Source organism: Flavobacterium sp., assembly GCF_036515215.1.
Lineage (GTDB): Bacteria > Bacteroidota > Bacteroidia > Flavobacteriales > Flavobacteriaceae > Flavobacterium.
In genome coordinates this window covers 1-24,695 of sequence record NZ_DATBVQ010000092.1, presented here as the reverse complement: position 1 = coordinate 24,695, position 24,695 = coordinate 1, and the positions used below count along the sequence as shown (strand labels likewise).

Genomic DNA, 24,695 nt, shown 5'->3' with positions numbered 1-24,695 from the left:
AGCGTTTCGAAAATCTCTTGATTCAGTTTTTTTGCGGCATCGGATGTAAAAGGCAAACGCAACATAATGAAAGCATCTGCTAGTCCTTGCACACCAAGACCAATCGGTCTGTGGCGCATATTTGAGTTTTCGGCCTCTTTTATCGGATAGTAATTTCTATCGATAACCTTATTTAAGTTTCTCGTCACTCGTTTAGTAACGGTATAAAGTGCATCGTGGTCAAATTTTCCGTTCTCGATAAACATTGGCAACGAAAGCGAAGCCAGATTACAAACCGCCACCTCATCTGCTGAAGTGTACTCCATGATTTCGGTACACAAGTTTGAAGAACGAATCGTCCCTAAATTCTTTTGGTTCGATTTACGGTTGGCCGCATCTTTATACAACATGTATGGCGTTCCGGTCTCGATTTGAGACTCTAGAATTTTCTCCCACAGCTCATGTGCTTTGATGGTTTTTCTACCTTTACCCGCTTTTTCATAGTCGGTGTACATTTTTTCAAATTCCTCACCGTAAACGTCGTACAATCCAGGGCATTCGTTAGGACACATTAAGGTCCAATTCCCGTCTTCCTGCACGCGTTTCATGAATAAATCTGAAGTCCACATCGCGAAAAATAAATCCCTGGCGCGCATTTCTTCTTTTCCTGTATTCTTTTTCAAGTCCAAGAAATCAAAAATATCAGCATGCCAAGTTTCGATATAAATAGCGAAACTTCCTTTGCGTTTTCCACCACCTTGATCTACATAACGAGCCGTGTCATTAAAGACACGCAACATAGGAACAATCCCGTTTGATGTCCCGTTCGTCCCGCGTATGTAAGAACCCGTCGCACGAACATTGTGAATAGAAAGCCCAACTCCACCCGCAGATTGAGAAATCTTTGCAGTTTGTTTCAAAGTGTCATAAATCCCATCAATACTGTCATCTTGCATAGCCAAAAGGAAACAAGAGGACATTTGGGGTTTTGGCGTTCCAGAATTAAACAAGGTTGGCGTAGCGTGTGTAAAGAACTTTTTAGACATTAAGTCATAGGTTTCTAAAACCGAATCTAAGTCATCCAAGTGAATCCCTACAGAAACACGCATTAACATATGTTGTGGTCGTTCCACGATCTTCCCATTTATCTTAAGCAAATAAGAACGTTCCAATGTTTTGAAACCAAAATAATCGTAGTTAAAATCTCTATTGTATATTATATGTGAATTTAAAAATTCAGCATTTTCTTGAATAACTTTATGTACTTCTTCAGATAACAATGGTGCTTTTTGACCATTTCTTGGATTTACATAGTGAAACATTTCATTCATCGTTTCCGAGAACGATTTGTTTGTATTGGAGTGTAAGTTAGATATTGCAATTCGAGCCGCCAATTGAGCATAATCAGGGTGTGCGATAGTCATTGAGGCTGCCGTTTCTGCAGCAAGATTATCCAGTTCAGATGTCGAAACCCCGTCGTAAAGCCCTTCAATAACGCGCATTGCCACTTTAACGGCATCTACTAAATCATTCAAACCGTAGCATAGTTTTTTAATTCTATCCGTGATTTTGTCAAACATTACCGGTTCTTTGTGACCATCTCTTTTAATTACATACATAAGCTCAATTGTTTTTAAAAAACAGAAAATCCCTTTTCTATTTTTTTGGGTATTTGTTAATTTTTTTTGGGAAGCTAATCCCGCTGTCATTCCAATCTTTGTGTTTTTTTAAAAAAAATACAAAGGATATTCCCTTCCATCGGGGCTAGGGCCTCCGGAAACCTATAAACTATTTTCTAAAAATCAGCGTCAAAAGATATTTTTTGGGCATCACCATCGGTATTCATCACACCTGATTTTTGATACTCGGCCACTTTCTTTTCAAAGAAATTTGTTTTCCCTTGCAACGAGATCATATCCATGAAGTCAAATGGGTTTGTCGTATTGTATTCTCTGTCGCAACCCAACTCCACTAACAGTCTATCGGCAACAAACTCAAGGTACTGAGTCATCAATACTGCATTCATTCCTATTAAACTTACCGGAAGTGACTCCGTGATAAACTCTCTCTCGATGTTTAAAGCGTCAACGATTATACTTCTGATTCTTTCTTTAGGCACTTTGTTCACCAAATGGTGGTTGTGCAAATGCACTGCAAAATCACAGTGAACTCCTTCGTCGCGAGAAATCAATTCATTAGAAAACGTCAGTCCTGGCATCAATCCACGTTTTTTCAACCAGTAAATGGAACAAAATGCCCCCGAGAAAAAGATTCCTTCCACGGCCGCGAAAGCAATCAACCTTTCAGCAAACGAATCTGATTCGATCCACTGCAAAGCCCAATCTGCTTTTTTCTTGATCGCCGGAAAAACGTCCAATGCATTAAATAATTCGTCTTTTTCAACCTCGTCTTTCACATAAGTGTCAATCAACAATGAATAAGTCTCACTATGAATGTTTTCCATCATGATTTGAAAACCGTAAAAGAATTTGGCTTCAGCATATTGCACTTCATTCACGAAATTTTCCGCCAAATTCTCGTTTACAATCCCGTCTGATGCTGCAAAAAACGCTAGAATGTGTTTAACGAAATATCTTTCGTCATCACTCAGTTTATTATTCCAGTCATTCAAATCCTGAGACAAATCTATTTCCTCCGCAGTCCAAAAACTAGCCTCCATTTTTTTATACCATTCCCAGATATCATGGTGCTTGATAGGAAAAATTACGAAACGATTTTTGTTTTCTTGTAATATTGGTTCAATTTGCGACATTGTAGTTGTTTGTTTTTTTGAAATTTTAACGAAATTTTAAGTATTCTGTGGATTACAAAGATTGTAAAATATTGCGGTTTTTAAAAGCCAAACTTATCCACAATCGGTCATAGTTTTTAACAAATTGAAAAAATCGTGTCGATTTCAACAACATCTTTAAAGAGCTGAAAACCATAGTTTTGTGTTTTACAAAAATACCTAAAGTACCGTAAAACATAGGATTTTAAAAAACAGGAGATAAGAAAATATTTGCAAGTCGAGATTTATTTTTTCATCTCTTGGGCTACTTTTTCAAGTTCCATATACCAATCTTCACCAAATCTTCTGACCAGCGCTTCTTTTACAAATTTGTATACGGGAACTTCGAGTTCCTGACCCAATGAACAGGCCGGATCACAAATGTCCCATTTGTCATAATTAACCGCGGCAAACTCAGTAAAATCTTTTACACGAATAGGATATAAATGACAAGAAACAGGTTTTTTCCAGTCAATTATCCCTTGATTGTAGGCTTGTTCGATACCGCACAAAGCTGTTTTACCGTCAAAAATAACGTAAGAACAATCCTTATTATCAATTAGCGGAGTTTCAAGATCGCCATCAGTACCTTTTACCCACACTCCTTGAGCTTCGATTGCGGCGATTCCCTGCTTGCGCAAGAATGGTTTTACTTTAGGGTATATTTCTTCCAAAATTTTAGTCTCCTCCTCACTTAGTGGCGCTCCGGCATCGCCATCAACACAACAAGCCCCTTTGCAGGCCGACAGATTGCAAACAAAATCTTTACTTAATATATCTTCTGAGACGATGGTTTTTCCTAATTGAAACATTGCTATGGGTACTGTGATTATAAAGCGCAAAGATAGTCAAACAAAGACAAAGCGCCCTGATTAAATATCGCTTTTAACACAACAACAATACAAAACGCAAATGAGTCCGTTTAAAAAAAAGAATGTGAAAACCTCAAAATTTAATGCTTATTAAAGGGCACAATTCGTCAAAATTTCGCCTAATCTTATACCTTTGCAACAAAAAAATAAAAAATGATAACGGATATTGACGTAAGAGAGATCGCTACGGTAGGAATGGTACTTTTTGCCGTAATTGATATTTTGGGAAGCATTCCTATTATTGTTGATTTGCGCACAAAAGTGGGACACATTCAGTCTGAAAAAGCCACCATTGTAGCCATGATTATAATGATCCTATTTCTTTTTATTGGGGAGGAATTGTTAAACCTAATTGGAATTGACGTGAATTCTTTTGCCGTAGCTGGTGCATTTGTTCTTTTTTTCCTGGCATTGGAAATGATCTTGGGTATTCGTCTATACAAAGACGAAGACGAGTCTAAAACTGCCTCTATTGTCCCAATCGCTTTTCCTTTAATTGCCGGCGCGGGAACAATGACCACTTTGCTGTCCTTAAAATCTCAATACCATACTATTAATATCATTATTGCCATCCTACTCAACATGGTTCTGGTTTATTTTGTTTTAAAAGCATCTTCAAAAATTGAAGAAATGCTGGGAAAATCGGGCTTAGGAATTATCCGAAAGGTTTTTGGAGTTATATTGCTTGCGATTGCTGTTAAATTATTCGCAGCTAATGTTAAAGGTTTGTTCGCCTAATATTTTTTTTTATAAATTTACCCTCTAATGTAGTCTGTAAAAATAATCTGATTTTTTTGGAAATACATTGAAAACGACCGTTTCCTTAATTTCATTTTTAAAATACAGCGAAAAAACAATCTTATGAAAATATTCACCAACATCTTAGTGTTTCTGGCATTGGCGCTTATTATCTTTAATATTACTTTGTTAGATTTCAACCATCCATTTCAAGGGGATAGCGCAGTCGCTTCTATTGGAATTGCGGCATCATTCTGTGCGGTATTAATTCTGCTGATTTTTAGAATGTCCAAAAAAATTGAAGAAAAAATGAATGACAAACTGTAACTATGTTTGACGTTTTAATTTTCGGGGGAGGCGTTTCCGGTATTTCATGCTCGCTTATATTGGGCTCCGCAAAAAACAAATCTTTTGTCAGTGGTAAAAAAATCGGCATATTTACACACCAAAAAACATCCTCACTTCAAGAAGCTATTTTCAACAATGCTTATGGAATCGCAGCAGGGACCTTGGGGTCTGATTTATTAAAGCAAAGCACTCAGCATCTGTCAGCTATATATCCGCACGTTAGGCAAATTCCGGACGAAAAAGTGCTTAAAATTGCGGGGGAATTTCCTGAGTTCACTATTACCACAAACAAAAACAGCTACAGATCCAAAATGATTGTAATTGCTGTTGGCGCTGCCAATACATTCTCCATTGAAGGCTTGATGCAATATATAGAACCGCATCAAAAATCGATACCCGAAAAACAAAGAATTCAGTTGCGAAACATAGACCACAAAGTGGCGGAAGGGATTTATGTGGCGGGCACCCTTGCCGGCTGGAGAAGCCAGCTCACTATCGCTTCCGGAAGCGGGGCTGCTGTCGCGACAGATATCCTTACTTTTTGGAACAATGGTATTCAGACCCATGTTCATGATAGCATTCGCTAAATACAAATAGCATATTTGGAAATTTATGTTAGATTTACCTTTTTTATAAATCTATTATATGTTATCATTTCTACTTGGGCTTATCAGACTTATCTTCTTTATCCTATACGTGTCCTTTTTTTCATTTGGCTTTTATTTGGCAAGTTTTTTTTGGGACAAAGAATCAACAGCTAAAAAAGCGCAATCATTACGTGATTTTTTAATCAGAATAACAAATCGATTTTTAGGAATTCGCACCGTTGTTTATGGTGAATCACCCCAAATTCAAGGACTAATTGTCGCCAATCACCGTTCCTATTTTGACCCAATAGTAATTGTAAGTCATATCCATGCTTATCCCGTAGGCAAGAAAGAAGTAGCATCTTGGCCACTGATAGGTTACCTCTGTAAAATATCGGGAGTGATTTTTGTTGAAAGAGAATGCCAGGACAGCAGACAAAAAACATGCGACACTATTAAGAACACCCTTAACAATGGATATTCAGTAATTAATTTTCCTGAGGGAACCACGCATGTTTTGCCCACTACAGTAGATTTTAATTGCGGCTCATTTAAAACCGCCACTCAAATAAAAGCAGCCGTTATTCCCGTGGCCATAGACTACAAAGAAAAATCGGATGCTTTCGTAAATGACGACACATTTATACCTCATTTTTTGAAATGTTTTGGGAAACTGACTACCGAAATAAAGATCACTTTTTTTCCGCCTTTATATTCTGAAGACGCTGAGTACTTACTAAAGACATCTAAAGACATGATAGACCAGGAACTTATCCGTTTCAGAGAAGATTGGGATAAGGAAAATTAAACGTTTTCATAATACTGCACTTTAACTTTTATCCTTTAAGACCGCTTTAATCATAGCATCTTCCTTGAGCACAATTTCATAATAGTTACTCTCCCCATACAACTGTCTGGCAAATTCGGCCGTGAGGTACCGCTTCACTATTGCCTTACTGTTTGCTAACTTTATGTCCAATCCGTTTTCGTATAGCTTATTTTGAAAACGGTTAAAATACAAATTGCTGTCGTTCATTTTAGAAACAAAACCCTGAAATGAAAATCCTTTAAATACACTTCTGTTTTGATCCAGTTGCTCAAAAACAAAGTTACCCACGATACCCGATTGCATTAAATAAACGATATTTTCATCACCGTGTTCCACTTCAAGCGGTATAAAAATATCCGGGACTATACCGCCGCCGCCATATACGATCTTTCCCTTTGGCGTTTTGAATTTCAAACTATCCACAACTTTTATACTGTCTTTTTCGTAGAGCTCCCCTTTTTCAAAACGAGATTCTGATTCTTTATAATATTGTTCATTCCCTTTGGAATAGGGTTTTTGAATGGATCGCCCGGTAGGTGTATAATATCGAGCAACGGTCAATCTAACTGCTGAACCGTCCTCAAAATCCATTTCGCGTTGCACCAGTCCTTTTCCGAAAGACCGACGACCCACGATAGTTCCCCGATCATTATCCTGAATGGCACCCGCAAGAATTTCGCTGGCAGAAGCACTATTTTCATTGATCAATACGAACACATGCCCATTCAGAAAATCTCCCTTTTTGGTGGCATAGGTTTTTTTGACACTGCCCCTTTTGTTTTTGGTGAAAACGATTAATTGTTTATCCTTCAGTAATTCATCTGCAATCTCGATGGCTTCATCCATGTAACCACCTCCGTTATCCCTAAGATCGATAACGAGTGTTTTCGCGCCCTCTTTTTTTAATTTGGAAAGCCCAGCCTTAAATTCTTCGAAAGTGGTCTCGGCAAATCGATTAATTTTTATGTAACCCACGCTTCCATTCAAGAGTACCGCAACATCTACACTTTTCAAAGGAATGACATCCCTTTTGATTTTTACTTTTATTTTCTTTCGTTCTGATTTTCTATAAATCGTCAGTTCAACAACAGAACCTTGTTCTCCCTTTAAGTTAGCAAACAAACTGTCGCTTGGCAATTTACGCCCAAAAAGCTTGGTTTTTCCAGCATATAAAATTCTGTCACCCGCTTTAATTCCCGCTTTTTCCGAAGGGCCATCTTCAACGGGTTTTATGATCGCTAAGGAGTCTTTGTACATATAGAAGTTAACCCCGATTCCCACAAAGTCCCCTTTCATGCTCTCGGCGATCTGGGCCTGCTCACTTGGCGGCATGTAGGCAGAATGGGGATCTAACTGTCCCAAAATATTATCGACAGTTATGTTTACGATGGAATCCGTATTGACATCATCCACATATTCATTGTCAATAAAATCAATCAGTTTATTGAGTTTCGTTTTTGAAGTATTATTTGCCGAAAAATAATTTTCGTTAGATGAGTTCAAAAGCCCGCCCAGCGCAAACCCCAGTGCAAGAGTGGCGCCAAATAGTATGGGAAGGTATTTGATATTCGTTTTCATTTATTCTTCAAGTGTCGGGATATGCTCAACAACCACTCCCGCTTTTAATAAAAACTGAATTCCTGAATCGTCACGGTATCCTTTATGATACACCACCCTTTTTATTCCGGATTGGTGTATTAATTTACTGCACTCTTTGCAGGGCGAAAGGGTGATATACAAGGTCGCCCCTTCACAGGACTGAGTGGATCTCGCCACTTTTAGGATTGCATTTGCCTCCGCGTGTAAAACATCCCAACGAGTTAATCCTTCTTCGTCTTCACAGCAATTTTCAAAGCCGGAAGGCGTCCCGTTATAACCATCAGAAATTATCATTCGGTCACGAACGATTATCGCGCCCACTTGTTTCCGTTTGCAATACGACAAAAGCCCCCACTCCGTGGCAATCCTAAGATACGCTTTATCGTATTTATTTAACTTTTTTGTCTCCATTTTTATCTTATCCAAATTTCATTTCCAATTATCATTGGCAGTACAACTCCTATTACGAATGCCGAAAACACCAATGCCCAATCCCTTTTTGAGAATCTAAAAACGGTCTGTACAATATACGACAAAATCAGAACAATAAAAACCACCACAATTTGCGCAGCTTCAATTCCCAATGCGAATTCAGACAAAGGCAATAATTTGGATAAGGCACTTCCTCCAAGAATCGATTTGAAGTAGTTTGAAAAACCTAATCCATGTATTATCCCGAAAAACAGCGTAATGAAAAAAATCAGGTTCAACCCTTCTTTTCTGTTTGATTTCCCCGCAGTAAATAGATTGTAAAGTGCAGTGATTAAAATGGTTATCGGAATCAGTAATTCCACCACGCTTACTTTGATGGCAATAATACCAAAAACCGAAAGCAATAAAGCCATTGTATGACCTATCGTGAACAGTGAAACCAGAAGCACTATTCTCTTCCAGTCTTTAAATGAAAACGGAATAGCCAATGCGATTAAGAACAAAACATGATCATACGAATGCACATCCAAAACATGCTTTAATCCTATTTGAAAATAAATCCAAAATTGTGACATAGGTTAAAAATTTAAATTGATAAAGGGGCTGTAAACATACGATTAATTTTGAAAATGACTGAATTGAAGATACAAATCCTCCATTAAATTTTCATTAAAAACGATGCTAATTAAAGAAAAAATTAAAAAGAAAATTAATATTTTAAAAATTGAATTATCTTTGTCCAATATAAATAAAAAATTAACTATGTCATTTTCAGATTTATTTGATAGCGAATTCAAACAAAGAAATAAAGGTCACTTTTCCTCCATTGTAAGACTAGCATTAGCGGACGGTTTTTTTGCCCCTGAAGAAAAAGAATTTTTGGACAAATTAGCTATTCGATTAGAAATTTCTCCGGCAGAATATGAAGAAATTTTAGAGAATCCTTCAAAATACCCGATCAACCCTCCTTACTTATACGCGCAACGTTTAGAGCGTCTGTACGACTTGGCCAGAATGGTAAATGTAGACCATGTACTTGGGGACAAACAGGAAGTTATGTTGAAAAAACTTTGTTTAGGTATCGGATTTACCCCCGAAAACGTAGATGTGATTGTTGCTAGCGCATTATCGCTAGTAGATAAAAAGGTGGATTTAGATGACTTCCTATTGGAAATGCAAAAACATGAATAAGTAGAAATAAAAAAAGCCCTAATAAAAATTAGGGCTTTTTTATTTTTAGTATTTGCTTAATTTGGCGTCATGCATAAATTCTTCTGCTTTTTCGACCATATTATAGCTCCCGCAGAAAAACGGGACACGTTCATGTAATTCGGTTGGTTCAATTTCCATTATTCTTCCAAAACCATCTGATGCCTTCCCTCCGGCCTGCTCTACAATAAACGCCATTGGATTGCATTCGTACAACAGTCGTAGTTTCCCTTTTGGTGCCTTAGAACTCGTCGGATATATGTAGATCCCTCCTTTTATCATGTTTCTATGGATGTCTGATACTAGACTTCCTATGTAACGAGACGTATATGGCCTGTCTCCCTCTTCTGACTGGCAATACTTAATGTAGTTTTTAACGCCTTGTGGAAAATGAACATAGTTCCCCTCATTAATGGAATAAATATTTCCGTCTTTGGAAAACTGCATGTTTGGATGCGACAAATAAAAAGTTCCGATGGCTGGATTTAATGTAAAACCGTTCACTCCATGACCGGTAGTGTAAACAATCATCGTCGATGTACCGTAAATTACATATCCCGCGGCAACTTGATTTGTCCCAGGTTGCAAAAAATCTTCCAGTGTCACTGGAGTTCCTATGGGAGTTATCCTCCTGTAAACAGAGAAAATGGTCCCCACCGAAACGTTTACGTCAATATTTGAAGAACCGTCCAGCGGATCCATCAAAACCACATATTTATTGTTGTGGCTGCTATCGCTACCTTCCACAGTTATAAATTCATCATTTTCCTCAGAAGCGATCCCACATACAATTTCGCGATTTATTAAGGTTTGAATGAAAACCTCATTGGCATAAACATCCAGTTTTTGTTGGTCTTCCCCCTGAATATTTTGCTCCCCCGCCGCTCCCACGATGTCGACTAATCCGGCTTTGTTTACTTTGTAGTTGACCACCTTGGCTGCCAATCGGATGGAGTTGATAATTCGGGATAATTCGCCAGACGAATACTGAAAGGCATTTTGGTTTTCAATGATAAATTCCCCTAAGGTCTTGTTGCGTTCTTTCATTACGAAATCGTTGTAGTTAATTTGAAGTCACAAATATCGCTTTTTTTGTGAAAATGATTTGAATAAAATTTACTTAGTTTGGCAGTATTGTATATTTGCTGATAAAATAACTAAATTAGGAGTTGAAAAAGCTTTATTTTAAGCATCTAAACCTTTAAAATTAGATTATATGAATATTAGAAAAGGAAAAGCCGAAGACATGAGTGCCGTTTTGGGCCTGATTCAAGAATTGGCGGAATATGAAAAGGAACCAGATGCGGTTTTAGTAACGGTAGAGGATTTGGTTCGGGATGGTTTCAGTCCTAATCCATTATTCCATGTTTTTGTTGCTGAAGTCGAATCAGAGATTGTAGGAATTGCATTGTATTATTATCGATACTCCACCTGGAAAGGAAAAATAATCCATCTGGAAGACCTAGTGGTTAAAGACAAGATGAGAGGCACGGGATTAGGTTATGCTTTATATTCTGAAATCATAAAACAAGGCAAGAAAGACAATGTACGCAGAATTGATTGGCATGTCCTTGACTGGAATACCCCCGCGATTGAATTCTATGAAAAATCAGGCGCAAAAGTCCTTAAAGACTGGTATCTGGCACAAATGGACGAAGAAGGAATCAATTACTTTGTCGATAATAGATTGAAATAAGTTGAAAATTATTTGTTAAAAAAATATGAGAGTATTCAAGTTTGGAGGTGCATCGGTGAAAGATGCCGAAGGGATTAGAAACGTTTACGACGTTTTGCAAAAAGTAGGTTTTGAGGATGTTCTGTTGGTAGTCTCTGCTATGGGAAAGACAACCAATGCCCTTGAAGTGGTCATAAAGGACTATTTTGACAAATCTTCCGCTTTAAAATCTTCCGTTCAAGATGTCAAAAAATACCACAACCAAATCTTATTGGATTTGTTTGAGGACGAAAAAAATGACGTTTTCAGCGCGGTACAATCCCATTTTTCAGATTTAGAATATTTTTTGGCGCATAACAAATCGCCAAACTACAATTTTGTTTACGATCAAATCGTGAGTTTCGGTGAATTGATTTCTACCACTATTTTGAGCCATTTCATGAATTTTATGGATGTCAAAACACAATGGATTGATGTTCGTAATTTCATCAAAACGAATTCAAACTACAGAGATGCAGAAGTGGATTGGGATTTAACGCAGAAAAACATTTCGAAAAACGTAAAAAGAAAAATTTTAAACATTACCCAGGGATTCTTGGGTTCTGATGAAAATAATTTCACGACTACATTAGGCCGTGAAGGTTCTGACTATACTGCCGCCATTTTCGCCTATTGCTTGAATGCTGAAAGCGTAACCATTTGGAAAGACGTTCCAGGAGTAATGAATGCTGATCCAAGGTATTTTGAAAACGCGAGTTTACTAAATCAGATTTCGTATCGCGAAGCGATAGAATTGGCGTTCTATGGCGCAACCGTTATTCATCCAAAAACATTGCAGCCTTTACAAAAAAAGGAAATTCCTTTGTACGTGAAGTCTTTTATCAATCCATTATTGAAAGGAACAAGCGTTTCTAAGGGTGTCGCTTTAGAGCCCTTTTTACCTTGCTTTATCGTTAAAAGAAACCAATTGCTGATTTCTCTTTCATCAATTGACTTCTCTTTCATCATGGAGGAAAATATAAGTGAAATCTTCGCTTTATTCCATCAATTCAAGCTTAAGGTAAACCTGATTCAGAATACCGCAATTAGTTTTTCGGTATGTGTGGAGGACAAATTTGACAATTTTAAAAGCCTAAATACCCTATTGTCAAAAAAATTCAAAGTGGATTTTAGCGAAAACGTGACATTATACACAATCAGACATTTTAATGACATGGCCACCCAAACGGTTGAACAGGGTAAAAACGTCATTCTAAAACAAGTGAGTACGGAAACGATGCAAATTGTCACCAGTGAAGATAAATGATTAAAAATTTAATCGTTATTGCATCACAATCGCCCACAATAATATAGAATACACTACTTTTGAGATATAGACGTTAATTCCTTTATGTTAAAAAAAGTATTGCTATTAGCGATGATTATTTATTTTTCTGGGTTACAAGCCCAGGAAAATAAATCATTATACAAAATAAAAAAAATCCCTGTTTCCAGAGACAGCATTCGTCTTGAAAATGAAAGTCTCAATTCGAGTTTTTTTAAGTTGCTTGACGCCAACGGTACTATTATCGACCCTTCGTTATATCAAATTTATTTTCAAAAAGGCACCTTTATTCTAAATGAAAGCGTTCCCTTAGCCTCAGATTCAATAACGGTCCAATACTTAAGATTTCCAGACTTTTTAACAAAAAAATACCAAACTTACGATTCCAGCCGAATAGTTAGTAACGATATCAATACAGAAAAACTATATAAAATTGATGCGGTTCCCACACAAAAAAAAATTCCGTTTGACGGGCTAAGTACTTCGGGAAGTATTACGCGCGGCGTTACCGTAGGCAACAACCAAAATACGGTTTTAAACTCCAATCTAGACTTGCAGATTACGGGTAAATTGTCCGAAAAAGTGAGTTTGAGGGCTTCTCTACAAGACAGCAACATTCCATTACAGGATGGCGGATACTCCCAAAAACTCGATCAGTTCGACAATGTTTTTATGGAACTGTTCAGCGACAAATGGAATCTTCGGGCTGGGGACGTGTTTCTTGAAAATCACAAAACCCAATTCTTGAATTTCAACAAAAAAGTGCAAGGGCTTTCCGCCAATTTCACTTTTGGAACCGATGAAAACAAAACTAATGTCTTTGCCGCTGCGGCCTTGGTGAAAGGCCAATACGCAAAGAGCAATTTCACTGGAATCGAAGGCAGCCAGGGACCCTACAAATTGAAGGGGACAAACGGAGAATTATACGTCCTTGTCATATCAGGTTCTGAACGTGTTTATGTAAACGGACTTCTTTTAAAAAGAGGAGAAAACAACGATTACACTATCGACTACAATGCTGGGGAAATCACATTTACGCCTTTATTTACGATAACTTCCGAAATGCGAATCGCAATAGAATACCAATACTCCGATAGAAATTACACCCGATTTGTGACACATGCCGGGGCCACCTATGAAAACGAGAAGTGGAGTTTTGGCAGTTACCTATATTCTGAAAATGACATAAAAAACCAGCCTCTGCAACAAAACCTAACTGAAGAGCAAGCCCAAATATTAGTACGAGCCGGGGACAATCCAGAACTGATGGTGGCGCCTTCTGCATATGTGGATTCCTATTCTGACAATAAAGTGTTGTATAAAAAAACTATTGTTAACACAGTTGAAGTTTTCGAATATTCAAATGACCCGCAACAGGAATTGTTCAATGTCCGATTTAGTTCAGTTGGTGCCAAAAAGGGCAATTACGTATTGAAAGACGTCTCTGCCATCAATAGAATATATGAATACGTCGAACCGATCAACTCAATTCCCCAAGGGGATTACGAGCCGATAATTCAGTTGGTGTCGCCAACAAAAATTCAAGTCGCCACCTTTTTGGGGAATTATCATCCATCAGAAAAATCAGCCGTTAATTTTGAAATAGCAGTCAGCAATAATGACAAAAATCTTTTTTCGAATAGTGACGACTCCGACAACCAGGGTTTGAGCGGAAAAGCAAATGTAAAACAGCGCCTTTTTTCGGGAATATGGGACGTTGATGCGTTTGCCAATTACCAATTTACCCAAAAAGAATTCAGATCAGTTGAACGATTTTATACTATAGAATTTAATCGGGACTGGAATCTGGAGACGACAGCCACTGGCAATCAAAGCTTATTGGTGTCTGGGCTAAACTTTAATTTGAATAAAAGCGCAGATTCCGCAAATAGAGGCTTGATAACCTACCAATTTGAAAAACTATCTTTTTCGGACAGTTTTTCGGGCAACAGGCATATTTTAAATGGCCAATATAATACCAAAAACTGGTTGTTTAAAAACCAAGGCAGCTACTTAAAAAGTGACGGAACGGTAAATTCTTCTAAATTCATTCGTAATGAATCTCAAATCCGCTATCATTTTGACAAAAACTGGATTGGCACAAGCCAACGTTTTGAAGATAATCAGGGAAAAAACAAATCCACCAAACAATTCTCTGATTTAAGTCAACGGTTTTCCGAGTATGGATTTTTCGCAGGCCGTGGCGATAGCACAAAAGTATTTGTCGAATTGGGCTTTTTGAAAAGAAAGAATGACAGTATTCAGAATGGTTTATTGCGAAGTGTAAACAGTTCGCAAACCTATTTCTTGAAATCGAAATTAATCCAGACGAACAAAAGTGACCTGGCCGTTTATGCTAACTACAGGGTGCTGGATTTTACCGACTCCACAAAAAGGAAGGAGCCTTCCCTAAATTCCAGAATCGTGTACAACGATCGTTTTTTCAATCAATTGATCCAAGGGACAACTGCCTACGAAACTAATTCGGGAACGCTACCGCAACAGGAATTCACCTACCTGGAAGTTTCCGCAGGACAAGGAGTTTACACCTGGAACGACTACAACGGCAATGGCATTCAGGAATTGCAAGAATTTGAAGTGGCTCCGTTTATCGATCAAGCCACATTCATTCGAATCTATTTACCCAATCGCGTTTACATTAAAACCCATCAAACTAAATTCTCGCAATCTTTGATTTTTAACCCAAATCAATGGCAAAACGAAGGCGGACTTAAAAAGTTAACCTCTTTTTTTTACAACCAGACCTCTTTTATCATTGATCGGAAAACAAGAAACGAAGGAAACAACTTCGAGTTGAATCCATTTTCTTCGTCGCAGCAGAATGTTTTGGGCCTGAGTTCGAATTTCAGAAACAGTTTGTTTTACAATCGAGGGAAGCAAAACCATTCTGTCACCTATTCCTATTTGCAAAACAATACAAAAAACCTACTTTCTACAGGCTCCCAAGAGTCCAAAAGCAGTTCCCACCAAGCTCAGTATTCCCATTTATATAGAAAAAGTTGGTTGTTTGGTGCTTTTGCCAAAACACTCCAAACGTCTATCCTATCAGAAAACTTTCCCGAGAAAAACTATACCTTAAAAGGCTACCAGTTAGCTCCAAAAATCAGTTATTTATTTTCAAAAAACACAAGTTGGGATATGTTTTACGAACTGCAGAACAAGGAAAATACAATAGGCGACTTAGAAACCTTATTACAGAGTCGTTTCGGAACTTCGTTTAGCTATGCAGGGCCTAACAAGATAACCATGAATGGAGAAGTTTCCTTTTACCAAAATAAATTTTCAGGCAATCCCTATTCCTCCGTAGGTTTTCAAATGCTGGAAGGCCTGCAAGCGGGTCAAAACATAACATGGAGGCTGCTCGTGCAGAAGAACATCACACAATTTTTGGACATTAACCTAAATTATCAGGGACGAAAGAGCCAAACAAGTAAAGCTATCCACACCGGAAACATACAATTAAGGGCTTATTTTTAAATCAATTAATAACTTAATACTTTGGTAATGTAGCATGTATATTTACAAATCCATTGTTTATGTAACTTGTCACGAAAAAAGAATACAATCTATGTTGAACGATGCAAACCAAAACAACAGAACTATTTTGATTGCGCCCCTGAATTGGGGCCTGGGTCATGCGACGCGTTGCATTCCCATTATAAAAGCATTACAAGACAACAATTATATCCCCATAATTGCCTCTGACGGTATTGCGCTTGCATTATTACGCAAGGAATTCCCCTGTTTAAAATTTCTAGAACTCCCATCTTATGAGATAGAATATGCCAAAAACGGTAAAAATTTTAAATGCAAGTTGCTGAAAAACTCCCCCAAAATGATTGAAGCCATTTTGACGGAGAAAAAATTAGTAAAAACTTGGATCATCGAACATGGCATAGACGGGATAATATCAGACAACAGACTCGGTGTATATAACAAAAGTATCCCTTCCGTATTTATAACGCACCAATTAAATGTAATGACAGGAAACACCACTTGGTTAACCAGTAGATTGCACCAAAACATCATTAAAAAATATTCAGAATGTTGGGTACCTGATATTGAAACATCACCAAATTTAGCCGGAGAACTCAGCCATATAAAAAATAATTCCTTCAAGCTAAATTACCTTGGCCCTTTGAGCCGTATGCACAAAAAAGATGTACCAAAGAAATACGACCTGATGGTTATACTTTCGGGACCCGAACCCCAACGTGGAATATTGGAAGAAAAACTAAAAATTGAACTTCAACGATACGAGGGCAATGTCATTTTTATCAAAGGAATAGTGGAAAAAAACCAGACAAAGGAGCAAATTGGTAACATTTTCTACTATAATTTCATGAATAGCCGCCAGCTGGAACAAACATTCAACGAAAGCGAAATCGTCCTTTGTAGGTCTGGCTACACAACTATTATGGATTTGGCGAAACTGGGAAAAAAAGCCTTTTTCATCCCTACGCCAGGACAATACGAGCAAATGTATCTGGCCCGAAAACTAAAAGAGGAAGGCCTTGTTCCTTATGCCGACCAAGATAGTTTTATTATTGAAAACTTGTCCGAATTAAAATTATACGATGGCTTACATTCCAGCGATCATACCGTGAACTGGGAACGATTATTTAGTGTTTTCCAGCCGTAAAGATCCAACAAATGTGAATTAAAACGATTTATGACTTCGGCACATTCCATAAAAAAACAGCCTAATCCCAGTCATATGAATGGTTTTAGGCTGTCAGTATAGCTATAAATCCTAATTAAAGTTTAGTGACCTTTGAATTGGCGTGAATATTAAATTCTTTGAACAACTCCAGCAAACTCATTGTAGCCTTGATTAAATCGTTGGTTTCCAAAAGCAAAGAGAAATACAACTTGCTGTTTTTCGGACTTGTTTCAACAGTTCTGATTCTTCCAATTTGCTTTTGAATCAAAGTGGATACCAGATCCAATATTTCATTCCTTCCATCAACAAGATTGTCAATACTGTCAAAAGTGTTGTCTTTAAAAATAACTTCTATTTTGTCAAAAAGGGCCTTTAATTCATCATCTATCCTTTTCAGGTCTCTAATTTGATTAAATTTGAGCTGTTTGTGATGATTATCAATATGATTGTAACTGTTTTGAGTGATAAAAACTAGAGACTGAATCATATCCTGCAAATAGCCCAAAATCATTATATAAAACATACTGCCTTCGACTGAGGTTTCATCAAGGTTTTTAATGAAATAATAGACATTCGTCTTCAATTCGTCGACTTCTTTTTCGAGTTTTTTCAGGGACTTTTTGTTCTCTTTTAACTTGCCTAAATCTTGAAGACCCAAATTATCAATCACATCGCTGTAAATTTCGTTCGTACTTCCGATAACGCGCGAAATCTGCGCCGAACTCTCATTAATAACCTCATTAATTGTGACAATATCCTCCCGTTTCAGCAGCAGTAAATCCTGTACTTCTTTCTCTTTTTTAGTATATTTCTTGGCACTTCGATACAGAATAATCCCCAGAGAAACCAAAAGTCCCACAAAGGCGAAAACCTCTCCTACTTTCAGTAAAAAAGCGATGACGAAGGCCGATAGAAAGGCAATAATGGCCGTGAAGAACCAACCGCCGATCACATTAAAAACACCCGCTATACGGTAAACAGCACTTTCTCTGTCCCAGGCTCTGTCAGCGAAGGAAGATCCCATAGCTACCATAAAGGTAACATAAGTTGTAGAAAGCGGTAACTTCAATGATGTACCAATAGAAATTAGAATACTGGCTACCATCAGATTGACAGCGGCACGAATCATATCAAAAGCAGGTTCGTCTTTTTTCTTTTTCCCTTTTAAATCAGGCTTTTCAAATTGCTTATCAATTCTCAGTTGAATGGCATTGGGTAAGAGATAATTAAACCATTGCCCCATATATACACTTGATCGTACGACAGACTTAGACAAAGCATTAGACGAAAAACGCTCCGTCCCCTCATCTTGTCTTGACAGATTTACTTCGGTTTCAATAACACTTTTTGCCTTTTTAGAGGTCCAGATGGTCACTACCATGACTACTCCCGCAAAGACCAAAAAGTAGAACGGCGCTACAATATTTTCATCCGCTAATCCTCCCATCATAAAAACATCTCCCGATACTCCAGAACCGCTAAAAATTTGGTAAGAATTAAATGCTGCAATCGGGACTCCGATGAAGTTAACCAAGTCATTTCCTGCAAAAGCCAAAGCTAAAGCAAAGGTTCCGATGATAATAATCACCCGAAGAATGTTGATCTTAAAAAAAGTCATCAACACTTGGGAAAGCACTGTAAAAAAGACAAAGTTTGCACCAATAATCAGAAACTGATTTTCTTTGATCCATGAATGGGTATCGGCACCTATAAAAGAAACACCTTTCAATCCTTTAATCAGGATAAAAAAGGTGATCGCTGTAATGGCGAATCCCCCAAAAATAGACCCGATGTATTTCATCCTTTTTTCGTATTGAAAAGTAAAAATCAAACGAGAAATATACTGAACAAAACCACCCAACGTAAACGACAAAACGACTGAGAGAAGGATACTGCTCACGATTTGCGTCGCTTTCTCAGTATTAATATAATTGCCAACAGTACTTAAACTGTCGCCTGACATATATATTTTGTAGAGTGCCAGACAGAACGCGGCGCCCAAAAGTTCAAAAATAATTGACACAGTGGTCGAGGTTGGCATTCCGAAGGAGTTATAAAAGTCCAGCAGTAAGATGTCTGCAATCATGACGGCCAAAAATATAATCATCACATCATTAAAACTGAACATGGCCGGAATAAAAATGCCGCTTCTGGCAATTTCCATCATTCCACTGGAGAATAACGCACCCACTAAAACCCCTAAACTCGCCACAATCATGATGGTACGGAAAGAAACAGCTTTAGATCCTATTGCCGAATTCAGGAAGTTTACGGCATCATTGCTAACTCCCACTACCAGATCCGTTATTGCAAGTATACCCAAAACAACGAGCATTACTAAATAGATTTGTTCCATAATTATTAATCTTTTTTTGAAAAGGACTGCAAAAATCGGTTAATTATTCGAAACTTACTCTTTAAATTTTTAATTTTTGTTGTTTTTGTTTTTTCTGCTCTGAAAAATGAGAATTCTAAACTGTCATTGAATTTGCTTTTCGATTGAGAAAAGCAAGCTAAATATTAGACCAAACTGCTTTACACTACATTTTCTCTGGTCAGCTTCAATACAATGTTTTGCATCACTTTTATCGCCCTAAAAATTCTGGTCGCTGTATTTGTAAATTAACGGTTATTCTTTAAAATGATTAAAGCTGATTCTCGCACAAATAGTGCAAAAATCAGCTTTAGTATTTTTTTATGTTAGGCAGAATTACTTTTTATCTATCATTTTTTCATGCTTGATTGTCTTTGCATTAATCATAAAGTAAATAGATTCGGCAATGTTGGTGCAATGATCCGCTATCCTATCGAAATGTTTCAGCGCTATAATTAAATTGGTCCCTGACACGACTGTTTTAGAATTACTCTTCATTTCACCAATGATATTCTGCGTTGCCTCAGTACTTTTGGTTCGGATACTATTATTTAAAGCAAAGATTTCCTGTATCATGTCTTCATCCATATCCTGGAAACACTCATTTGTTTTTGCTGTAATAAACTCGACTTCCCTTGCGATTTCGGTAATATTGAATTTCGAAATCAATTCATGTTTTTCCTTTATGCTTTTAGAAAGTTTAATAATACTCATTGACAAGTCACCAATTCGTTCTATTTCCTTGCTCATTTGCATGGCAGATATAATAAAACGCAAATCTGAAGCTACTGGTTGTTGCAAAGCAAACACACTTTGGCAGATATCATCAATTTTTACATCAAGTTTATCAATTTTATTTTCTGTCTTTTTAACTTCCTTCCCTTCGGAAACGGGTTCTGAAAGCACTGACTTAACCGCTTCAGCTACCTGACTTTCGGCTAAACCCCCTATTTTTATAATAATTCCCCTAAGCTTGCCTAGTTCTGTTTCTAAATGTGATGCCATTTTTATTAAAGATTTGAAGATTTAAAGTTAACCGATTTCGAGTACAATTCAAAATCAATTCTATCCGAATCTTCCTGTTATATAATCTTCGGTTTGTTTTTTTGCCGGTTTTGTGAATATTGATTTCGTTTTATCATATTCTATCAAATTACCCATATAGAAAAAAGCGGTGTTATCACTCACGCGTCCGGCCTGTTGCATATTATGCGTCACAATAACTATGGTGTACTTGTTTTTCAATTCGTAAATCAACTCTTCGATTTTAGAAGTTGAAATGGGGTCCAAAGCGGATGTAGGCTCATCCATCAACAATATGGATGGTTTGATTGCCAAAGCACGTGCGATACACAGACGTTGTTGTTGTCCTCCAGAAAGCTCAAATGCCGATTTTTTAAGTTTGTCTTTCACCTCATCCCAAAGCGCCACTTGCTCTATGGTTGTTACGACACGCTCTTCAATTTCCTTTTTGTCGGTGATACCATTTACTCTTAATCCATAGGCCACATTCTCAAAAATGGTTTTTGGAAAAGGATTTGGTTTTTGGAAAACCATACCTACATTTTTACGTAAATTATCGACGTTGGTGCTATTACCATAAATGTCTGTACCGTCAATATGGATGCTTCCAGTCATTTTGGTATCATCAATAAGGTCATTCATCCTGTTTAATAAACGCAAATAAGTTGATTTACCGCAACCTGAAGGCCCTATTAATGCCGTAACGGTATTTTCTTTCATCGATAAAGAAATATCGTGCAAAGCTTGATTTTCGCCGTAGTAAAAATTTACGTTTTGTGATTCTATCTTATGCATGTTAGTTCATTTTTACTTTTTTTCCATAATATTTACGAAGAGCATTCGCCAATAAATTAGAAATTAATACAATAATAATTAAAATAAGTGCCGTACCATAGGCCATTGACCTAGACGCCTCTATATTAGTACCACTAGTGGATATTACATAAAGGTGGTAAGGTAACGCCATCGCTTGGTCAAAAATTGACGTTGGCAATTTAGGTAAAAAATATGCGGCTACCGTAAATAAAATTGGCGCCGTTTCCCCAGAAACTCTCCCTATAGATAAAATCATCCCTGTAATTATGTTAGGAAATGCAATCGGAAATACAATTTTGCTTGTAGTTTCCCATTTACTGGCCCCTAAAGCTAAACTAGCTTGTCTGAAAGTATCGTCAACTGCTTTTAAAGCTTCCTCAGTAGTTCTAATGATAACAGGCAAAACCAATAATCCTAAAGTTAATCCACCGGCCAGGATAGAGTCTCCAAAACCTAATTTGTTTACAAATAATGACATACCAAAAAGTCCAAATACTATTGATGGTACTCCAGCAAGGTTATTTGTCATTTGTTTGATGATTTTCTTTGGCCAGCCTTGTTTTACATATTCATTCATATATATGGCCGCTAATACCCCTACAGGAAACGCAAAGATCATACTTGCCAAAACCAAACAGAGTGTCCCTATGATTGCAGGAAAGATACCTCCCTCAGTCATCCCGTTTTTAGGCATTTCACTAATGAATTCCCAACTGATGGCACCAATTCCTTTTACCACAATAAAAGCCAATATCACAAATAATAGTGCCACAACAGAATAGCTTGTGAAGCTAAAAATTCCGAAGGCAACTTTTTGACTTCTCCTTTTTTTGTTTGCTAAACGATTTTCTACATTCATCTTAGTGTTTTTTATGGGATTGTCTGTTAGTAACCATTTCCACTAACATATTGATTCCGAAAGTAATTATGAATAGTATGCAACCCAATGCAAAAAGCGCTTCATAATGCAGGCCTCCATTTGCGGCCTCTCCCAGTTCCGCGGCAATAGTCGCAGGAATCGTTCGAACAGGCGCCAAAAAAGTATGCGGTATAACGGCTGCATTTCCAGTTACCATTAGGACGGCCATGGTTTCACCAATTGCGCGACCTATCCCTAAAATCGCACCAGCTGTGATTCCAGATGCCGAATAAGGGATAACCACCTTATATATCGTTTGCCAATGGGACGCCCCTAAGGCTAAACTGGCCTCTTTCATCGCGCGAGGTGTGTTTCGCATTGCGTCTTCAGAAATAGTGATAATAGTTGGCAATGCCATAATTGCTAAAACAACACTTCCTGCCAAAGCAGTTTCACCCACAGGCAAGTTAAAAATATCCTGAATCAATGGCACAATAATTACCAATCCAAAGAATCCATATACAACGGAGGGAATTCCTGCCAATAATTCTATCAAAGGTTTTAACAAATTGCGGGTTCTTTTCTTTGCTATCTCACTTAAATAAATGGCAGCAAACAGTCCTATCGGCAAGGCCAACACAATGGCACCAAAACTGACCCACAATGTTCCGTAAATTAGCGGCTTAACTCCCATTTGAGCAACTGGCTCGGCGGTAGGAAACCACTCCTCGCCAGATAAAAACTCATAAACTGAGATCTTATCAATATCCAGTTCGCGTCCTTTGAAGTCTTTGTTTTTGTATTTATCCGAGAAAAAAGCAATTATACCGGGTGTTTTTGCTATAAGTTCATTGATCTTATCCGGGAAATATTCAAAATTCTCGCCAAGCTCCTCTTCTGTATAATAATCAGTTATGTCGCTGGTCCTGAACAGAACAATTGCCTGGTCTTTCCCTCCAAGTTCTTTCCAATTCGTTATCTTCTGATCAAAAACATCCTTTATTTGTGATGGCTCCAGCTTTTTTACTTGGTTTGAATCATGAACCGCAAGCAAAAATCCTTTGTCGACAGGTTTTTTATTAAAAACTCCCGCGCCTTCAATAAATAGAAAAAAGACAATCAATACAACGGTAATACTAGTAGCAGCACTACTTAGCATTAAAATTGATTCGATAATCTTCTCTTTAATCTGTTTAAAATTTGTTTTCAAATCAGTGTGTTTTATTTTTAGCAAAACTACACTAGACATCCTCCGCTAATGTTTTCGCATCATTAACTTTATGTAAATTTAATGTTAAGGAATTATTGCCTAAGCAAATATTTAAATACGCTTTAAACAAAAAAGGTTGCCCTAGTTAGGGCAACCTTTTTTCGATATGTAAATTAACCTTTATTAATTCAACGGAACATAACCAATTTCAGAAACAGTTTTTTGTCCTTCAGGAGAAAGTGCATAATCAACAACCGCTTTTACTTTTGCAGCGTTTGCTTTGTCATACATGTAGAACAATGGTCTAGAAATAGGATACGTTTTATCTTTTGCACTTGCAACAGATGGCTCAACAAAAGTTTTCCCCTGGTCGTAAGAAACTGCCAATTGTTTTACTTCTTTTGTTTCATATGCCAATCCGATATATCCGATAGCACCTTTAGTCTGACCTACTGCTTGAACGATTGCACCAGTTGCAGGTAAGTTTAAGATATCTGTAGCATAGTTTTTCTTGTCCAATACTTCTTCTTTGAAAAACTCATATGTTCCAGAAGAAGATTCTCTTGAATAGGCTACGATTTTTTCATCAGCTCCACCAACTTCTTTCCAGTTTTTAATTTGACCAGTAAAGATTTTCTCTAATTGCTCACGAGTAAGTTTAGATACAGTGTTTGCAGGATTAACAATAACTGTCAATGCATCATACGCTATAATCACTTCTTCAATATCTTTTTTCATTTCAGAAAACTTCAATTTCTCCTCCGTTTTCAAATCTCTTGAAGCCATTGCGATATCGGTAGTCCCATCAATTAAAGCTGTCAAACCTACGCCAGATCCACCACCAACAATAGTAACGGTAATATCTGAATTTGTTTTCATTAAGTCTTCTGCTTCTTTTTGTGCCAATGGCAAAACAGTGTCGCTTCCTTTGATTGTTATAGACACCTTTGCATCATTTGCCTGAGCTCCTTTGTCTTCCGTTTTTGCTTTACCGCAACTCAACATACCTATTAAAGGTAAGATTAGAAATAATTTTGATGTTTTCATTTTATTTTTTTTGTTTGATTTAAATTTTTTACAAAAGTATAATCTTAATGTTAACTAAATGTTACGCTAGTATTATACAATGTGTTTTACACAATGATTATATTCCAATTTCAACTTGCACTCGTGCATACCAGTTTCCAGAAGTATTTCCTGTGTAGAATTTTTCATTCTCATATGAAAATTCAGTTTGAACTTTTAATTTGTGGTCTAAAATATATCTAGACAAACTGATCGCATATTCATCTACATTAGGACTAATTGTTTTAATGTCATCGCCAACTTTTTGAGTAGAAAATCGA

The 24,695-nt window shown here is 37.2% G+C and carries 22 protein-coding genes and 1 pseudogene; 9 read left to right on the top strand and 14 right to left on the bottom strand.

Annotation, left to right across the window (positions count from 1 at the left end):
* From VIH09_RS06620 to VIH09_RS06610, 3 genes are all read right to left on the bottom strand, one after another.
* Positions 1 to 1,598: ribonucleoside-diphosphate reductase subunit alpha (locus VIH09_RS06620; RefSeq protein WP_331579133.1), on the bottom strand; the 1,598-nt coding region annotated here is incomplete at its 3' end.
* Positions 1,599 to 1,774: 176 nt separating this feature from the next.
* On the bottom strand, positions 1,775 to 2,752 hold the full coding sequence (locus VIH09_RS06615) for a ribonucleotide-diphosphate reductase subunit beta (protein ID WP_331579131.1): 978 nt from the start codon (positions 2,750 to 2,752) through the stop codon (positions 1,775 to 1,777).
* Positions 2,753 to 3,015: 263 nt separating this feature from the next.
* Positions 3,016 to 3,582: a DUF3109 family protein gene (locus VIH09_RS06610; protein ID WP_331579129.1), complete on the bottom strand. Its 567-nt coding sequence runs from the start codon at positions 3,580 to 3,582 to the stop codon at positions 3,016 to 3,018.
* A 213-nt stretch (positions 3,583 to 3,795) separates the two neighbouring features.
* Between VIH09_RS06610 and VIH09_RS06605 the strand changes: the two genes are divergently transcribed.
* The 4 genes from VIH09_RS06605 to VIH09_RS06590 all read left to right on the top strand — a co-directional run bounded on the left by VIH09_RS06605 (position 3,796) and on the right by VIH09_RS06590 (position 6,123).
* Entirely contained in the window at positions 3,796 to 4,380 is a 585-nt protein-coding gene (locus VIH09_RS06605; protein ID WP_414656144.1) for a MarC family protein, read from the top strand.
* A 123-nt stretch (positions 4,381 to 4,503) separates the two neighbouring features.
* Positions 4,504 to 4,707 carry a hypothetical protein gene (locus VIH09_RS06600; protein WP_331579127.1) on the top strand — a complete coding sequence of 68 codons (204 nt, stop codon included), beginning with the start codon at positions 4,504 to 4,506 and terminating at the stop codon, positions 4,705 to 4,707.
* 2 nt (positions 4,708 to 4,709) lie between these two features.
* Complete coding sequence (locus tag VIH09_RS06595) at positions 4,710 to 5,315, top strand: FAD-dependent oxidoreductase (RefSeq protein ID WP_331579125.1); 606 nt, start codon at positions 4,710 to 4,712, stop codon at positions 5,313 to 5,315.
* A 58-nt stretch (positions 5,316 to 5,373) separates the two neighbouring features.
* Positions 5,374 to 6,123, top strand: coding sequence for a lysophospholipid acyltransferase family protein (locus VIH09_RS06590; protein ID WP_331579123.1), 750 nt, complete (start codon positions 5,374 to 5,376; stop codon positions 6,121 to 6,123).
* A 21-nt stretch (positions 6,124 to 6,144) separates the two neighbouring features.
* Here VIH09_RS06590 and VIH09_RS06585 read toward each other — a convergent pair whose 3' ends face one another.
* Genes VIH09_RS06585 through VIH09_RS06575 form a run of 3 tightly spaced genes read right to left on the bottom strand, consistent with a single transcriptional unit; the run spans position 6,145 to position 8,750 of the window.
* Positions 6,145 to 7,722 carry a S41 family peptidase gene (locus tag VIH09_RS06585; RefSeq protein ID WP_331579121.1) on the bottom strand — a complete coding sequence of 526 codons (1,578 nt, stop codon included), beginning with the start codon at positions 7,720 to 7,722 and terminating at the stop codon, positions 6,145 to 6,147.
* Positions 7,723 to 8,154, bottom strand: coding sequence for a dCMP deaminase family protein (locus VIH09_RS06580; RefSeq protein WP_331579119.1), 432 nt, complete (start codon positions 8,152 to 8,154; stop codon positions 7,723 to 7,725).
* A gap of 2 nt (positions 8,155 to 8,156) precedes the next feature.
* Positions 8,157 to 8,750, bottom strand: a complete 594-nt coding sequence (locus tag VIH09_RS06575; RefSeq protein ID WP_331579117.1) for a HupE/UreJ family protein — start codon at positions 8,748 to 8,750, stop codon at positions 8,157 to 8,159.
* A gap of 187 nt (positions 8,751 to 8,937) precedes the next feature.
* Between VIH09_RS06575 and VIH09_RS06570 the strand changes: the two genes are divergently transcribed.
* Positions 8,938 to 9,366, top strand: a complete 429-nt coding sequence (locus VIH09_RS06570) for a TerB family tellurite resistance protein (protein WP_331579135.1) — start codon at positions 8,938 to 8,940, stop codon at positions 9,364 to 9,366.
* Positions 9,367 to 9,411: 45 nt separating this feature from the next.
* Here the strand turns inward: VIH09_RS06570 and fbp are convergent, their stop codons facing one another.
* Complete coding sequence (fbp, locus tag VIH09_RS06565; RefSeq protein WP_331579115.1) at positions 9,412 to 10,431, bottom strand: class 1 fructose-bisphosphatase; 1,020 nt, start codon at positions 10,429 to 10,431, stop codon at positions 9,412 to 9,414.
* A gap of 169 nt (positions 10,432 to 10,600) precedes the next feature.
* Between fbp and VIH09_RS06560 the strand changes: the two genes are divergently transcribed.
* From VIH09_RS06560 to VIH09_RS06545, 4 genes are all read left to right on the top strand, one after another.
* Positions 10,601 to 11,080, top strand: a complete 480-nt coding sequence (locus tag VIH09_RS06560) for a GNAT family N-acetyltransferase (protein WP_331579113.1) — start codon at positions 10,601 to 10,603, stop codon at positions 11,078 to 11,080.
* A 25-nt stretch (positions 11,081 to 11,105) separates the two neighbouring features.
* On the top strand, positions 11,106 to 12,365 hold the full coding sequence (locus VIH09_RS06555) for an aspartate kinase (protein ID WP_331579111.1): 1,260 nt from the start codon (positions 11,106 to 11,108) through the stop codon (positions 12,363 to 12,365).
* Positions 12,366 to 12,449: 84 nt separating this feature from the next.
* Complete coding sequence (locus VIH09_RS06550; RefSeq protein WP_331579109.1) at positions 12,450 to 15,881, top strand: hypothetical protein; 3,432 nt, start codon at positions 12,450 to 12,452, stop codon at positions 15,879 to 15,881.
* A gap of 91 nt (positions 15,882 to 15,972) precedes the next feature.
* Positions 15,973 to 17,046 carry a glycosyltransferase gene (locus VIH09_RS06545; protein ID WP_331579107.1) on the top strand — a complete coding sequence of 358 codons (1,074 nt, stop codon included), beginning with the start codon at positions 15,973 to 15,975 and terminating at the stop codon, positions 17,044 to 17,046.
* A gap of 115 nt (positions 17,047 to 17,161) precedes the next feature.
* On the opposite strand, the gene VIH09_RS06540 is transcribed toward VIH09_RS06545, so the two are convergent.
* The 7 genes and pseudogenes from VIH09_RS06540 to VIH09_RS06510 all read right to left on the bottom strand — a co-directional run.
* Positions 17,162 to 19,423 (bottom strand): inorganic phosphate transporter, encoded by a 2,262-nt coding sequence (locus tag VIH09_RS06540; RefSeq protein ID WP_331579105.1) that lies wholly within the window; start codon positions 19,421 to 19,423, stop codon positions 17,162 to 17,164.
* A 354-nt stretch (positions 19,424 to 19,777) separates the two neighbouring features.
* Complete coding sequence (gene phoU / locus VIH09_RS06535) at positions 19,778 to 20,446, bottom strand: phosphate signaling complex protein PhoU (RefSeq protein ID WP_331579103.1); 669 nt, start codon at positions 20,444 to 20,446, stop codon at positions 19,778 to 19,780.
* Between the two features lie 60 nt (positions 20,447 to 20,506).
* Positions 20,507 to 21,259, bottom strand: coding sequence for a phosphate ABC transporter ATP-binding protein PstB (pstB, locus tag VIH09_RS06530; RefSeq protein ID WP_331579101.1), 753 nt, complete (start codon positions 21,257 to 21,259; stop codon positions 20,507 to 20,509).
* A gap of 1 nt (position 21,260) precedes the next feature.
* The gene (gene pstA / locus VIH09_RS06525) at positions 21,261 to 22,139 is read right to left on the bottom strand and encodes a phosphate ABC transporter permease PstA (RefSeq protein WP_331579099.1); all 879 of its coding nucleotides are present in this window, start codon (positions 22,137 to 22,139) and stop codon (positions 21,261 to 21,263) included.
* A 1-nt stretch (position 22,140) separates the two neighbouring features.
* A complete protein-coding gene (gene pstC, locus VIH09_RS06520) occupies positions 22,141 to 23,349 on the bottom strand; it encodes a phosphate ABC transporter permease subunit PstC (RefSeq protein ID WP_331579097.1) in 1,209 nt (402 codons plus the stop codon).
* A 183-nt stretch (positions 23,350 to 23,532) separates the two neighbouring features.
* Positions 23,533 to 24,396 carry a PstS family phosphate ABC transporter substrate-binding protein gene (locus VIH09_RS06515; protein ID WP_331579095.1) on the bottom strand — a complete coding sequence of 288 codons (864 nt, stop codon included), beginning with the start codon at positions 24,394 to 24,396 and terminating at the stop codon, positions 23,533 to 23,535.
* Between the two features lie 97 nt (positions 24,397 to 24,493).
* Positions 24,494 to 24,695, bottom strand: a pseudogene (locus tag VIH09_RS06510) (porin); the annotation flags it as partial.

What these genes read in the sequence shown, in the direction of transcription:
- VIH09_RS06615 (WP_331579131.1), bottom strand. Translation starts at nt 2,752, where the DNA reads ATGTCGCAAATTGAACCAATATTACAAGAAAACAAAAATCGTTTCGTA.
- VIH09_RS06610 (WP_331579129.1), bottom strand. Translation starts at nt 3,582, where the DNA reads ATGTTTCAATTAGGAAAAACCATCGTCTCAGAAGATATATTAAGTAAA.
- VIH09_RS06605 (WP_414656144.1), top strand. Translation starts at nt 3,796, where the DNA reads ATGATAACGGATATTGACGTAAGAGAGATCGCTACGGTAGGAATGGTA.
- VIH09_RS06600 (WP_331579127.1), top strand. Translation starts at nt 4,504, where the DNA reads ATGAAAATATTCACCAACATCTTAGTGTTTCTGGCATTGGCGCTTATT.
- VIH09_RS06595 (WP_331579125.1), top strand. Translation starts at nt 4,710, where the DNA reads ATGTTTGACGTTTTAATTTTCGGGGGAGGCGTTTCCGGTATTTCATGC.
- VIH09_RS06590 (WP_331579123.1), top strand. Translation starts at nt 5,374, where the DNA reads ATGTTATCATTTCTACTTGGGCTTATCAGACTTATCTTCTTTATCCTA.
- VIH09_RS06585 (WP_331579121.1), bottom strand. Translation starts at nt 7,722, where the DNA reads ATGAAAACGAATATCAAATACCTTCCCATACTATTTGGCGCCACTCTT.
- VIH09_RS06580 (WP_331579119.1), bottom strand. Translation starts at nt 8,154, where the DNA reads ATGGAGACAAAAAAGTTAAATAAATACGATAAAGCGTATCTTAGGATT.
- VIH09_RS06575 (WP_331579117.1), bottom strand. Translation starts at nt 8,750, where the DNA reads ATGTCACAATTTTGGATTTATTTTCAAATAGGATTAAAGCATGTTTTG.
- VIH09_RS06570 (WP_331579135.1), top strand. Translation starts at nt 8,938, where the DNA reads ATGTCATTTTCAGATTTATTTGATAGCGAATTCAAACAAAGAAATAAA.
- fbp (WP_331579115.1), bottom strand. Translation starts at nt 10,431, where the DNA reads ATGAAAGAACGCAACAAGACCTTAGGGGAATTTATCATTGAAAACCAA.
- VIH09_RS06560 (WP_331579113.1), top strand. Translation starts at nt 10,601, where the DNA reads ATGAATATTAGAAAAGGAAAAGCCGAAGACATGAGTGCCGTTTTGGGC.
- VIH09_RS06555 (WP_331579111.1), top strand. Translation starts at nt 11,106, where the DNA reads ATGAGAGTATTCAAGTTTGGAGGTGCATCGGTGAAAGATGCCGAAGGG.
- VIH09_RS06550 (WP_331579109.1), top strand. Translation starts at nt 12,450, where the DNA reads ATGTTAAAAAAAGTATTGCTATTAGCGATGATTATTTATTTTTCTGGG.
- VIH09_RS06545 (WP_331579107.1), top strand. Translation starts at nt 15,973, where the DNA reads ATGTTGAACGATGCAAACCAAAACAACAGAACTATTTTGATTGCGCCC.
- VIH09_RS06540 (WP_331579105.1), bottom strand. Translation starts at nt 19,423, where the DNA reads ATGGAACAAATCTATTTAGTAATGCTCGTTGTTTTGGGTATACTTGCA.
- phoU (WP_331579103.1), bottom strand. Translation starts at nt 20,446, where the DNA reads ATGGCATCACATTTAGAAACAGAACTAGGCAAGCTTAGGGGAATTATT.
- pstB (WP_331579101.1), bottom strand. Translation starts at nt 21,259, where the DNA reads ATGCATAAGATAGAATCACAAAACGTAAATTTTTACTACGGCGAAAAT.
- pstA (WP_331579099.1), bottom strand. Translation starts at nt 22,139, where the DNA reads ATGAATGTAGAAAATCGTTTAGCAAACAAAAAAAGGAGAAGTCAAAAA.
- VIH09_RS06515 (WP_331579095.1), bottom strand. Translation starts at nt 24,396, where the DNA reads ATGAAAACATCAAAATTATTTCTAATCTTACCTTTAATAGGTATGTTG.